Source organism: Klebsiella pneumoniae subsp. pneumoniae HS11286 (assembly GCF_000240185.1).
Classification (GTDB): domain Bacteria; phylum Pseudomonadota; class Gammaproteobacteria; order Enterobacterales; family Enterobacteriaceae; genus Klebsiella; species Klebsiella pneumoniae.
Window position 1 is genome coordinate 116094 of sequence record NC_016845.1, and the last position, 13237, is coordinate 129330.

At 53.7% G+C, this 13237-nt stretch carries 7 protein-coding genes and 3 rRNA genes; 6 read left to right on the top strand and 4 right to left on the bottom strand.

Annotation, left to right across the window (positions count from 1 at the left end; genetic code table 11):
• Nucleotides 1-34 precede the first annotated feature (34 nt).
• Complete coding sequence (locus tag KPHS_01070; protein ID YP_005224407.1) at nucleotides 35-1135, bottom strand: tRNA (uracil-5-)-methyltransferase; 1101 nt, start codon at nucleotides 1133-1135, stop codon at nucleotides 35-37.
• A 366-nt stretch (nucleotides 1136-1501) separates the two neighbouring features.
• Here KPHS_01070 and KPHS_01080 point away from each other — a divergent pair, with 366 nt between their 5' ends.
• From KPHS_01080 to KPHS_r00050, 5 genes are all read left to right on the top strand, one after another.
• Nucleotides 1502-3340, top strand: a complete 1839-nt coding sequence (locus KPHS_01080; RefSeq protein YP_005224408.1) for a vitamin B12/cobalamin outer membrane transporter — start codon at nucleotides 1502-1504, stop codon at nucleotides 3338-3340.
• Between the two features lie 13 nt (nucleotides 3341-3353).
• Nucleotides 3354-4136 (top strand): glutamate racemase, encoded by a 783-nt coding sequence (locus KPHS_01090; RefSeq protein ID YP_005224409.1) that lies wholly within the window; start codon nucleotides 3354-3356, stop codon nucleotides 4134-4136.
• A gap of 403 nt (nucleotides 4137-4539) precedes the next feature.
• Nucleotides 4540-6066, top strand: a 16S ribosomal RNA gene (locus KPHS_r00220).
• A 434-nt stretch (nucleotides 6067-6500) separates the two neighbouring features.
• A 23S ribosomal RNA gene (locus tag KPHS_r00140) occupies nucleotides 6501-9399 on the top strand.
• A 98-nt stretch (nucleotides 9400-9497) separates the two neighbouring features.
• Nucleotides 9498-9612, top strand: a 5S ribosomal RNA gene (locus KPHS_r00050).
• Together the 16S, 23S and 5S rRNA genes form the textbook arrangement of a ribosomal RNA operon.
• Nucleotides 9613-9983: 371 nt before the next feature.
• Here KPHS_r00050 and KPHS_01100 read toward each other — a convergent pair.
• Nucleotides 9984-10805: a transcriptional regulator HdfR gene (locus tag KPHS_01100; protein YP_005224410.1), complete on the bottom strand. Its 822-nt coding sequence runs from the start codon at nucleotides 10803-10805 to the stop codon at nucleotides 9984-9986.
• Nucleotides 10806-10923: 118 nt separating this feature from the next.
• On the opposite strand from KPHS_01100, the gene KPHS_01110 reads away from it, so the two are divergent.
• A complete protein-coding gene (locus KPHS_01110) occupies nucleotides 10924-11262 on the top strand; it encodes a DUF413 domain-containing protein (protein ID YP_005224411.1) in 339 nt (112 codons plus the stop codon).
• A 24-nt stretch (nucleotides 11263-11286) separates the two neighbouring features.
• Here the strand turns inward: KPHS_01110 and KPHS_01120 are convergent, their stop codons facing one another.
• Both KPHS_01120 and KPHS_01130 read right to left on the bottom strand, forming a co-directional pair.
• Entirely contained in the window at nucleotides 11287-12807 is a 1521-nt protein-coding gene (locus KPHS_01120) for a putative 2-component regulator (RefSeq protein YP_005224412.1), read from the bottom strand.
• A gap of 202 nt (nucleotides 12808-13009) precedes the next feature.
• Nucleotides 13010-13141 carry a hypothetical protein gene (locus KPHS_01130; protein ID YP_005224413.1) on the bottom strand — a complete coding sequence of 44 codons (132 nt, stop codon included), beginning with the start codon at nucleotides 13139-13141 and terminating at the stop codon, nucleotides 13010-13012.
• Nucleotides 13142-13237 lie beyond the last annotated feature (96 nt).

Consider the following 13237-nt stretch of genomic DNA (forward strand, 5'->3'; position numbering starts at 1 on the left):
AACCGGCAATATGACGTTGCCGGTTTTTTTGGGCCTATTTGCGGGTCAGCAGGACGCCGCACTCCATGTGATGGGTATACGGGAACTGGTCGAACAGCGCCAGCCGGGTAACGTTGTGCGTCTGGCTTAGCGTTTCCAGATTGCGACACAGCGTTTCCGGGTTGCACGAAATGTACAAAATACGCGGATAGGCCTGCACCATTTTTTCCGTCTCGCTGTCCAGCCCGCTGCGCGGTGGATCGACGAAGATGGTTTCGCACTGATAGCTATGCAGATCGATACCCTGCAGCCGGTTGAACTGCCGCACCCCGTTCATCGCCTGAGTAAACTCTTCCGCCGCCATGCGGATAATCTGCACGTTGTCGATATGGTTAGCGGCGATGTTGTACTGCGCCGCCGCCACCGACGGTTTGGCGATTTCGGTGGCCAATACGCGATCGAAATTACGTGCCAGCGCCAGCGAGAAGTTACCGTTGCCGCAGTACAATTCCAGCAGGTCGCCAGTCGCCCCTTTGGTGACATCCAGTGCCCACTCCAGCATCTGAATGTTCATGGCCGCGTTCGGTTGGGTAAAGCTGTTTTCCACCTGACGGTAGATCATCTCCCGCCCGCCAACCGGCAGGCGTTCATCTATATAGTCTTGATCGAGCTCGATTTTGGTTTTGGTCGCCCGCCCAATCAGATGCACATTGAGCCCCTGGGCTCGCAGGGCGTCACGCAGCGCCTCCGCTTGCTCACGCCAGGCATCGTCCAGCTTTTTATGATACAGCAGCGACACGACCGCCTGGTTGCTGAGGGTGGTCAGATAGTCAATCTGGAACAGCTTCTGGCGTAGCACGGGATTGTTGCGTACGCCCTCCAACATGGCGGTCATCAGCTGATTGATCAGCGCGCTGGCGGCCGGGAAGCTGTCAACGCGAATCCGCGACCGGGTCTGCTGATCGAAAATAATATGGTACAGATCGTCGCCATCGTGCCACAGACGGAACTCGGCGCGCATGCGGTAGTGGCTGACCGGCGAACGAAACACTTCCGGAACCGGCGCGGCAAAAGGCGCCATCATGGTTTGCAAACGGACGACTTTTTCTGCCAGCTGCGCTTCGTATTGTTCGGTAGGAAGGTGTTCGGGGGTCATGATGCATCCTGAATAAAATAAGTACGCGGGGATTGTAGGGAAAGCGCCGGGGATGTCCAGCCTCGAATGTGGCGGGAAATATAATTAGCAGTCTGGACATCTATATGAGTCTAATTGTAGCATTCGCCTACCGGTCCTGTGAGTTAAAAGGGAACCCAGTGGAAATCTGGGGCTGACGCGCAGCGGTAAGGAAGGTGAGAAATGAGCGCACTCGGTGCAGACACTGCGGCTAGCCGTGGGAAGTCATTATTTCTTGAAACAGCCTCCAAGCCCGAAGACCTGCCGGAATACGTCGCACTGGGTTTTATCGTCGCGAGCAAATGATAAAACCTGCGGCATCCTTTTTCTGTTTCGGATGCTTTTACAATGATTAAAAAAGCTTCGCTGATGACGGCCTTATCCGTCACGGCATTTTCCGGCTGGGCGCAGGATAGCAATTCAGATACGTTAGTGGTGACAGCAAACCGTTTTCAACAACCGGTCAATACCGTGCTGGCGCCGACCGACATTGTGACGCGCGATGATATCGACCGCTGGCAGTCCAAAGATTTAAACGATGTGATGCGTCGTCTTCCCGGGGTTGATATTTCCCGCAACGGCGGCATGGGGCAGAGTGCTTCGCTGTATGTCCGGGGGACGGAGGCTCGCCACGTGCTGGTGCTGATCGACGGTGTGCCGATGGCGCGTCCTGGGATCTCCAACGGCGTAGATATCAGTCAGATCCCTATCTCACTGGTCCAGCGGGTGGAATACATCCGCGGCCCGCGCTCCGCGGTGTACGGCTCCGGAGCGATCGGCGGGGTGGTGAACATCATCACCATGACCGACGCTGAGCGTTCGCAGATCAACGCCGGCGCGGGTACGAACGGCTATCAGTCCTATGACGGCGCCTTTAACAAGCGGTTTGGCGATACGTTGGTTACCGCTGCTGGCGCCTATCAGACCACCAAAGGGTTTAACGTCCAGCCGAATTCCTCTTACAGCGGCGACAGCGATCGCGACGGCTACCGCAATAAAATGCTGTGGGGCGGGGTACAGCATCAGTTCGATGACAACTTCTCGGGGTTCTTCCGCGGCTATGGTTATTCCGCCAACGCTGACTATGACCAGGGTAACTGGGGCTACGCAGGTGGAAACGATGAAGATCAATCCTATACCCAATCCTGGGATACCGGTCTGCACTACCACTCCGGAATTTACTCCTCCCAGCTGATTGCTAACTATCAGCGCATCAAAGATTACAACTACAGCAGCGACGCTGGCCGCTATGCCGCGGGCACCACCCTGGATGATATGGAACAGCGCTATATCCAGTGGGGAAATAATGTTGTGGTAGGCCATGGGGCAGTGAGCGGCGGCGTTGACTGGAAACAAGAGAAGCTGAAATCCAGCGGAACGACCAGTACCGACGTGTATAAGCGTGACACCACCGGTCTTTATCTGACGGGACAGCAGCAGATTGACAGCGTGACGCTGGAAGCTTCCGGCCGTGAGGATCATGACGAGCAGTTTGGCTGGCACGGTACCTGGCAGACGGCCGCAGGCTGGGAATTTATCGACGGTTATCGGACAACGCTCTCGTACGGCACAGGATTCCTCGCCCCCTCCCTCGGGCAGCAGTACGGCGCAGAACGCTTTGGCATCGCCTCTAACCCGAATCTGAAGCCAGAGGAGTCGAAGCAATGGGAAGCGGGCCTTGAAGGGTTAACGGGGCCGGTCGACTGGCGCCTCTCCGCGTATCGCTATGAGATTCAAAACCTCATCGATTACGACAACAACGCCTATTACAACGTCAAGTCGGCAACGATTAAGGGGCTCGAGTGGACGGGGAATATAACCACCGGGCCGGTGGAGCACCATCTGACGCTGCAGTATGTTGACCCTCGCGATGATGAAACCAATAAGATCCTCTATCGCCGGGCGAAGCAGCAGGTGAAATACGAGCTGAACGGCCAGGTCTACGATCTGGGGTGGGATGTGACGTATCACTACATCGGCAAGCGTTACGATTATGACTACGACAACTCGCGTACCGTCAATATGGGTGGGTTGAGCCTCTGGGATGTCGGTTTATCGTATCCCGTCACCTCACACCTGACAGTTCGTGGTAAAATAGCCAACCTGTTCGATAAAGATTACGAGACAGTTTATGGCTACCAATCTGCAGGACGGGAATACACCTTGTCTGGCAGCTACACCTTCTGATCCACGTCCCACCGTGCTGGTGTTTGATTCCGGCGTCGGTGGGTTGTCGGTTTATAATGAGATTCGGCAGCTGCTGCCGAATCTGCATTACATCTATGCTTTCGATAACGTTGCCTTCCCCTATGGCGAGAAGAGCGAGGAGTTTATCGTTGAGCGCGTTGTGGAAATCGTCACCGCTGTCCAGCAGCGTTATCCCCTGGCGCTGGCGGTGATCGCCTGCAATACCGCCAGTACCGTCTCCCTGCCTGCCCTGCGTGAAAAGTTCGCTTTCCCCGTCGTTGGCGTGGTGCCGGCGATCAAGCCCGCCGCCCGTTTAACGGCGAACGGCATTGTTGGCCTGCTGGCGACGCGCGGTACCGTAAAGCGTCCTTATACCCGTGAGCTGATCGACCGCTTTGCCAATGAATGTCGGATTGAAATGCTGGGGTCGGCGGAGCTGGTGGAGCTGGCGGAAGCGAAGCTGCACGGCGAGCCTGTGCCGTTAGAAGAGCTGCGCCGTATCCTGCGCCCGTGGCTGCGGATGCAGGAGCCGCCGGATACGGTGGTGCTGGGCTGCACCCATTTTCCTCTTTTACAGGAGGAGCTGCAGCGCGTTCTGCCGGAAGGCACGCGGCTGATCGATTCTGGCGCGGCGATTGCCCGTCGCACCGCCTGGCTGTTAGAGCATGAAGCGCCGGATGCGAAGTCCAGCGACGAGAATAAAGCATTCTGCATGGCGCTGACGGCAGAAACAGAACAGCTTTTACCCGTTCTGCGTCGCTATGGCTTCTCGACGCTGGAAAAATTACCGCTCTAAGGGCGTTTTGCACAAAAAAGAGACGGTTGAATAATTTTTTGAAAACAGGGCTTGTCAACGTCTCAGAACTCCCTATAATGCGCCTCCACTGACACGGAACAACGGCAAGCAAGCCGCCGGGTCAGCAGGATTTTAGCGGTGAAGTTCAGCGCTAAAAACTGACAGAGAAAAGCAAAATAAGGGCTTGACTCTGAATGAGGAAAACGTATTATACGGGACCTCGCAACGGTGAGCTGAAAGCCGCGTTGCAACTGCTCTTTAACAATTTATCAGACAATCTGTGTGGGCACTCAAAGTGACATGGATTCTTAACGTCCTCGGACGAAAAATGAATACCAAGTCTCAAGAGTGAACACGTAATTCATTACGAAGTTTAATTCTTTGAGCATCAAACTTAAATTGAAGAGTTTGATCATGGCTCAGATTGAACGCTGGCGGCAGGCCTAACACATGCAAGTCGAGCGGTAGCACAGAGAGCTTGCTCTCGGGTGACGAGCGGCGGACGGGTGAGTAATGTCTGGGAAACTGCCTGATGGAGGGGGATAACTACTGGAAACGGTAGCTAATACCGCATAACGTCGCAAGACCAAAGTGGGGGACCTTCGGGCCTCATGCCATCAGATGTGCCCAGATGGGATTAGCTAGTAGGTGGGGTAACGGCTCACCTAGGCGACGATCCCTAGCTGGTCTGAGAGGATGACCAGCCACACTGGAACTGAGACACGGTCCAGACTCCTACGGGAGGCAGCAGTGGGGAATATTGCACAATGGGCGCAAGCCTGATGCAGCCATGCCGCGTGTGTGAAGAAGGCCTTCGGGTTGTAAAGCACTTTCAGCGGGGAGGAAGGCGTAAGGTTAATAACCTTGTCGATTGACGTTACCCGCAGAAGAAGCACCGGCTAACTCCGTGCCAGCAGCCGCGGTAATACGGAGGGTGCAAGCGTTAATCGGAATTACTGGGCGTAAAGCGCACGCAGGCGGTCTGTCAAGTCGGATGTGAAATCCCCGGGCTCAACCTGGGAACTGCATTCGAAACTGGCAGGCTAGAGTCTTGTAGAGGGGGGTAGAATTCCAGGTGTAGCGGTGAAATGCGTAGAGATCTGGAGGAATACCGGTGGCGAAGGCGGCCCCCTGGACAAAGACTGACGCTCAGGTGCGAAAGCGTGGGGAGCAAACAGGATTAGATACCCTGGTAGTCCACGCCGTAAACGATGTCGATTTGGAGGTTGTGCCCTTGAGGCGTGGCTTCCGGAGCTAACGCGTTAAATCGACCGCCTGGGGAGTACGGCCGCAAGGTTAAAACTCAAATGAATTGACGGGGGCCCGCACAAGCGGTGGAGCATGTGGTTTAATTCGATGCAACGCGAAGAACCTTACCTGGTCTTGACATCCACAGAACTTTCCAGAGATGGATTGGTGCCTTCGGGAACTGTGAGACAGGTGCTGCATGGCTGTCGTCAGCTCGTGTTGTGAAATGTTGGGTTAAGTCCCGCAACGAGCGCAACCCTTATCCTTTGTTGCCAGCGGTCCGGCCGGGAACTCAAAGGAGACTGCCAGTGATAAACTGGAGGAAGGTGGGGATGACGTCAAGTCATCATGGCCCTTACGACCAGGGCTACACACGTGCTACAATGGCATATACAAAGAGAAGCGACCTCGCGAGAGCAAGCGGACCTCATAAAGTATGTCGTAGTCCGGATTGGAGTCTGCAACTCGACTCCATGAAGTCGGAATCGCTAGTAATCGTAGATCAGAATGCTACGGTGAATACGTTCCCGGGCCTTGTACACACCGCCCGTCACACCATGGGAGTGGGTTGCAAAAGAAGTAGGTAGCTTAACCTTCGGGAGGGCGCTTACCACTTTGTGATTCATGACTGGGGTGAAGTCGTAACAAGGTAACCGTAGGGGAACCTGCGGTTGGATCACCTCCTTACCTTAAAGAACCTGCCTTTGTAGTGCTCACACAGATTGTCTGATGAAAAACAGCAGTAAAAACCTCTACAGGCTTGTAGCTCAGGTGGTTAGAGCGCACCCCTGATAAGGGTGAGGTCGGTGGTTCAAGTCCACTCAGGCCTACCAAATTTGCGAAGCAAATTTGAAGAGGTTGCAAACGATGGGGCTATAGCTCAGCTGGGAGAGCGCCTGCTTTGCACGCAGGAGGTCTGCGGTTCGATCCCGCATAGCTCCACCATCTTTACTGCGAACACAAGAAAACTTCAGAGTGAACCTGAAAAGGTGCACTGCGAAGTTTTGCTCTTTAAAAATCTGGATCAAGCTGAAAATTGAAACGACACACAGTTAATGTGTGTTCGAGTCTCTCAAATTTTCGCAATCAGAAGTGAAACATCTTCGGGTTGTGAGGTTAAGCGACTAAGCGTACACGGTGGATGCCCTGGCAGTCAGAGGCGATGAAGGACGTGCTAATCTGCGAAAAGCGTCGGTAAGGTGATATGAACCGTTATAACCGGCGATGTCCGAATGGGGAAACCCAGTGTGATTCGTCACACTATCGTTAACTGAATACATAGGTTAACGAGGCGAACCGGGGGAACTGAAACATCTAAGTACCCCGAGGAAAAGAAATCAACCGAGATTCCCCCAGTAGCGGCGAGCGAACGGGGAGCAGCCCAGAGTCTGAATCAGCTTGTGTGTTAGTGGAACGGTCTGGAAAGTCCGACGGTACAGGGTGATAGTCCCGTACACCAAAATGCACAGGCTGTGAACTCGAAGAGTAGGGCGGGACACGTGGTATCCTGTCTGAATATGGGGGGACCATCCTCCAAGGCTAAATACTCCTGACTGACCGATAGTGAACCAGTACCGTGAGGGAAAGGCGAAAAGAACCCCGGCGAGGGGAGTGAAAAAGAACCTGAAACCGTGTACGTACAAGCAGTGGGAGCACCTTCGGGTGTGACTGCGTACCTTTTGTATAATGGGTCAGCGACTTATATTCTGTAGCAAGGTTAACCGTATAGGGGAGCCGCAGGGAAACCGAGTCTTAACTGGGCGTTAAGTTGCAGGGTATAGACCCGAAACCCGGTGATCTAGCCATGGGCAGGTTGAAGGTTGGGTAACACTAACTGGAGGACCGAACCGACTAATGTTGAAAAATTAGCGGATGACTTGTGGCTGGGGGTGAAAGGCCAATCAAACCGGGAGATAGCTGGTTCTCCCCGAAAGCTATTTAGGTAGCGCCTCGTGAACTCATCTTCGGGGGTAGAGCACTGTTTCGGCTAGGGGGTCATCCCGACTTACCAACCCGATGCAAACTACGAATACCGAAGAATGTTATCACGGGAGACACACGGCGGGTGCTAACGTCCGTCGTGAAGAGGGAAACAACCCAGACCGCCAGCTAAGGTCCCAAAGTCATGGTTAAGTGGGAAACGATGTGGGAAGGCACAGACAGCCAGGATGTTGGCTTAGAAGCAGCCATCATTTAAAGAAAGCGTAATAGCTCACTGGTCGAGTCGGCCTGCGCGGAAGATGTAACGGGGCTAAACCATGCACCGAAGCTGCGGCAGCGACACTATGTGTTGTTGGGTAGGGGAGCGTTCTGTAAGCCTGCGAAGGTGTGCTGTGAGGCATGCTGGAGGTATCAGAAGTGCGAATGCTGACATAAGTAACGATAAAGCGGGTGAAAAGCCCGCTCGCCGGAAGACCAAGGGTTCCTGTCCAACGTTAATCGGGGCAGGGTGAGTCGACCCCTAAGGCGAGGCCGAAAGGCGTAGTCGATGGGAAACAGGTTAATATTCCTGTACTTGGTGTTACTGCGAAGGGGGGACGGAGAAGGCTATGTTAGCCGGGCGACGGTTGTCCCGGTTTAAGCATGTAGGCTGATTGTCCAGGCAAATCCGGATAATCAAGGCTGAGGTGTGATGACGAGGCACTACGGTGCTGAAGTAACAAATGCCCTGCTTCCAGGAAAAGCCTCTAAGCATCAGGTAACATCAAATCGTACCCCAAACCGACACAGGTGGTCAGGTAGAGAATACCAAGGCGCTTGAGAGAACTCGGGTGAAGGAACTAGGCAAAATGGTGCCGTAACTTCGGGAGAAGGCACGCTGGTGTGTAGGTGAAGTCCCTGCGGATGGAGCTGAGACCAGTCGAAGATACCAGCTGGCTGCAACTGTTTATTAAAAACACAGCACTGTGCAAACACGAAAGTGGACGTATACGGTGTGACGCCTGCCCGGTGCCGGAAGGTTAATTGATGGGGTTATCCGTAAGGAGAAGCTCTTGATCGAAGCCCCGGTAAACGGCGGCCGTAACTATAACGGTCCTAAGGTAGCGAAATTCCTTGTCGGGTAAGTTCCGACCTGCACGAATGGCGTAATGATGGCCAGGCTGTCTCCACCCGAGACTCAGTGAAATTGAACTCGCTGTGAAGATGCAGTGTACCCGCGGCAAGACGGAAAGACCCCGTGAACCTTTACTATAGCTTGACACTGAACATTGAGCCTTGATGTGTAGGATAGGTGGGAGGCTTTGAAGCGTGGACGCCAGTCTGCGTGGAGCCAACCTTGAAATACCACCCTTTAATGTTTGATGTTCTAACGTTGGCCCCTGACCGGGGTTGCGGACAGTGTCTGGTGGGTAGTTTGACTGGGGCGGTCTCCTCCCAAAGCGTAACGGAGGAGCACGAAGGTTAGCTAATCCTGGTCGGACATCAGGAGGTTAGTGCAATGGCATAAGCTAGCTTGACTGCGAGCGTGACGGCGCGAGCAGGTGCGAAAGCAGGTCATAGTGATCCGGTGGTTCTGAATGGAAGGGCCATCGCTCAACGGATAAAAGGTACTCCGGGGATAACAGGCTGATACCGCCCAAGAGTTCATATCGACGGCGGTGTTTGGCACCTCGATGTCGGCTCATCACATCCTGGGGCTGAAGTAGGTCCCAAGGGTATGGCTGTTCGCCATTTAAAGTGGTACGCGAGCTGGGTTTAGAACGTCGTGAGACAGTTCGGTCCCTATCTGCCGTGGGCGCTGGAGAATTGAGGGGGGCTGCTCCTAGTACGAGAGGACCGGAGTGGACGCATCACTGGTGTTCGGGTTGTCATGCCAATGGCACTGCCCGGTAGCTAAATGCGGAAGAGATAAGTGCTGAAAGCATCTAAGCACGAAACTTGCCCCGAGATGAGTTCTCCCTGAGACTATAAGTCTCCTGAAGGAACGTTAAGACGACGACGTTGATAGGCCGGGTGTGTAAGCGCAGCGATGCGTTGAGCTAACCGGTACTAATGAACCGTGAGGCTTAACCTTACAACGCCGAAGATGTTTTGGCGGATTGAGAGAATTTTCAGCTCTGATACAGATTAATCGATACGTCGGTGAGACGTGTTGATAAAACAGAATTTGCCTGGCGGCACTAGCGCGGTGGTCCCACCTGACCCCATGCCGAACTCAGAAGTGAAACGCCGTAGCGCCGATGGTAGTGTGGGGTCTCCCCATGTGAGAGTAGGGAACTGCCAGGCATCAAATTGCAGTAAGCCGGGGTGACAACTGGTGGTAATAAAGCGAAGAAATTCGGTGGAGCGGTAGTTCAGTCGGTTAGAATACCTGCCTGTCACGCAGGGGGTCGCGGGTTCGAGTCCCGTCCGTTCCGCCACTTATTTAACATTAAGCCTGCTCAAATAGCAGGCTTAGTGGTAAGAAAATTTTAGGGGCGTAGTTCAATTGGTAGAGCACCGGTCTCCAAAACCGGGTGTTGGGAGTTCGAGTCTCTCCGCCCCTGCCATTTATAAGAATCCTTTGCTCAGGCAAAGGATTTTTTTTTATCTCTAATCTCCATTGGCAATATCCCCGACGAAAATACCTTGCTGATCTCCGTCCATGGAGAGTAGCGTTTATTCCAGAATAGGGTTTTTCAGGATCTCATGGATCTGCGCCTGCTTATCGCTATTTTGTAACCAGATCGCATAAAGTGGACGGGATAACGTAGCGCTGTCCATGACCGTATGTAACCCATGCTTCTCTTTCGCCCAGCGAGCAGGTAGCCAACAGCAGCCGTTCAGGCGCGATAATTGCTGATAGATCAGTTCAGCTGAAGAGGTAGTGAGCAGCGGAACATCATCGCTTCCTATCAGTCCCACTTCGTTTTGCTGAAAATCAGGCCCCCATTCAAGGCGCAAGTAATTCAATTCATTTCTGTTTTTTGCAGGCGATGCGCAATACAGGGCAAGAGTAAAATTACCCAACAGCTGGCTGCTTAATTCATCCATCTTCGGCGATTCGGTGGTGATCAGCAGATCCAACTGGCGTTCGTGAAGCTGTTTAACCAACGACTGCCGCTGCGCGATACGGGCTTCAAACTGGAGATTGTAAGGTGCGCTGTAGAGGGTACCGAGCCAGCTGTTAAGCATACATTCCCACAGGGAGGCGCTGGCCCCAATGGAGAATTCATTGTGTCGCGAAGAGTGTGCCACCTCCTTGCGCGCAGCCTGCCAGGTATTCATGAGCGTTTCGGCATAGGGGAGGAGCTTTTCGCCGGCAGTCGTCAGGCGGATGTTATTACGATGACGGGTGAACAGATTCACACCAAGTTGATTTTCCAGCTGACGAATACGAAAGCTGACTGCTGACTGTGTCAGGTAAAGCGCCTCTGCTGCTCGCCCAAAGTGACGAGTTCTACTCACTTCCAGGAAAGTCTTGAGCAATTCCGTATCCACACCGTTCTCCACAAAATTATTTGTCGTGATGATTTAAATGTTTTGTTTGACGCTCTGTCAAGCGTAACTAATACTCCGCGCCATAAATAGCTCGGCCAAAGAATCAGGAGCGTGTAGGATGGCGGAAAGCTTTACGACGACTAATCGTTTTTTCGACAATAAAAATTATCCACGCGGGTTCTCCCGTCACGGTGATTTCACCATCAAAGAGGCGCAACTGCTGGAACGTCATGGTTATGCCTTTAACGAACTGGAACTGGGTAAGCGCGAACCTGTTACCGAAGATGAAAAACAATTTGTCTCGGTGTGCCGTGGTGAACGTGAGCCGGTGACGGAAGCAGAACGCGTATGGATTAAGTATATGGCGCGTATCAAGCGGCCGAAGCGTTTCCATACTCTGTCCGGCGGCAAACCGCAGATGGAAGGCGCTGACGATTACACCGAAAGCGATGACTAAGAAAAAAGGGCGTAAGCCCTTTTTTTACGCCATCATTTTCTGCAGATGGTTGAGCATCCGATCTATTGCCCGATAGCTGAGCGCCTCCTGCAAATGACAGCGTTCAATCTCTTCAACCTCTGCCAGATCGGCAATGGTTCTCGCAACCTTTAACAGACGCTGCCAGGCGCGAATAGAAAGCCCCAGCTGCGTTAGCGTCTGTTCCAGCCAGACAGCATCCTCCCGCCTTAAGCGACAGCAGTTCTTCATTTCACGATTCTCAAGATGGGCATTGAGTTTATTTTGCCTGAGCATTTGTCGTTCACGCGCCGCCAGCACCCGCTGCCGGACCGTTGCGCTCGATTCTTCGCCCTGCGAGCCCTGACTCAGTATTCCTGGCGGCGGCAATGGGATCTCTAAGGAAAGATCGAAGCGGTCGAGGAAGGGGCCTGACAGGCGTCCAAGGTAGCGCAATGTCTGCTCCGGCGATGCACGATTATGTTTACCCTGATAATGTCCTGTCGGGCTTGGATTCATCGCTGCAATAAGCTGAAAGCGCGCCGGATAGTCAATTTTGGCGCGCGAGCGTGATATGTGGATCTTGCCTGACTCAATAGGTTCGCGTAGCGCATCCAGTACCCGCCGCTCAAACTCCGGCAGTTCATCAAGAAACAGCACGCCATTATGGGCCAGGGAAATCTCACCGGGGACCGGTATCGAGCCGCCGCCCACCATCGCTGCCAGCGAGGCGCTATGGTGGGGGGCGCGGAACGGCCTCTGACGCCACCGCGTCTTTGCGGTGTGGAGGTTGACCAGACTCTGTATGGCCGCGCTCTCCAGCGCTTCCTGATTGCTTAATGGCGGCAGGAGACCGGGGAGTCGGCTGGCTAGCATGGTTTTCCCGGTCCCGGGCGGGCCTATCAGGAGCAGGTTGTGACCACCGGCGGCCACAATCTCCAGCGCTCGTTTGCCCTGCTGCTGGCCGATAACATCGAGCAGATCTTCGTAGCGTTCATCCCGAGCAGGCGCCTCGGCGAGAGGCGGCGAAAGCGATGTCTGCCCCGCAAGAAATGCGCAAACCTCTTGCAGATGGTCGGCGACCAGACAATCGCTGCCGCCGATCAGGCCGACCTCCGCCGCATTGTCAGAGGAGACGACAATGCGCCGGCCGGCTTTGATGGCCTCCATTGCGCTGGGGATCGCCCCTGGAACGCCTCGTAACCCACCTGTAAGGGCGAGTTCGCCCACAAACTCATATTGATTCAGTCGCGTCGTGTTGAGCTGCTCTGAGGCAACGAGAAGCGCGAGAGCGATGGGCAGATCGTATCGTCCGCCTTCTTTGGGCAGATCCGCTGGCGCCAGGTTAATGGTTATCTTCTTCGCAGGAAAAGCGTAGCCGCTGTTGATCAGGGCGCTGCGGACTCGGTCGCGGGCCTCTTTCACGGTGGTTTCCGGCAGCCCGACCATAGTTAGACCAGGAAGACCGTTGCTGAGATGAACCTCAACGGTAATCAATGGCGCTTCGATACCGAGCGCCGCGCGAGTATAGACGATAGCGAGCGACATAAAACCTCCTGGACAGAGAAGAATTATGGTTGGCATGACGTAAAGCGAGAATGGAAAAAGTGCGAATTTAGAACTGCGTATCCATACTTTTCGCGGCACATCGTTACATTTAGCCGAAAATGGACGTTTGATCGCAAAACAGAGCTATGTTGGCAAAGAGGGCGCCGAAGAGCGCGGCAGGGGTGAGAAAACTGAATTTTTTTCATTTTTGATTTTTTTCATATAAAACAATTATTTTTATTGAAACCGTTAGGCTGATCAGCAACGAAGATATAAAAAAATCTTGTGCTTTATGTGATGTCTGTGGTAACTCTTTAGGTATTCCTTCGAACAAGAAGCCAGAAAGTATAGAAAATGACAGCCCTTCTACGAGTGATTAGCCTGGTCGTGATTAGCGTGGTGGTGATTATTATCCCACCGTGCGGGGCTG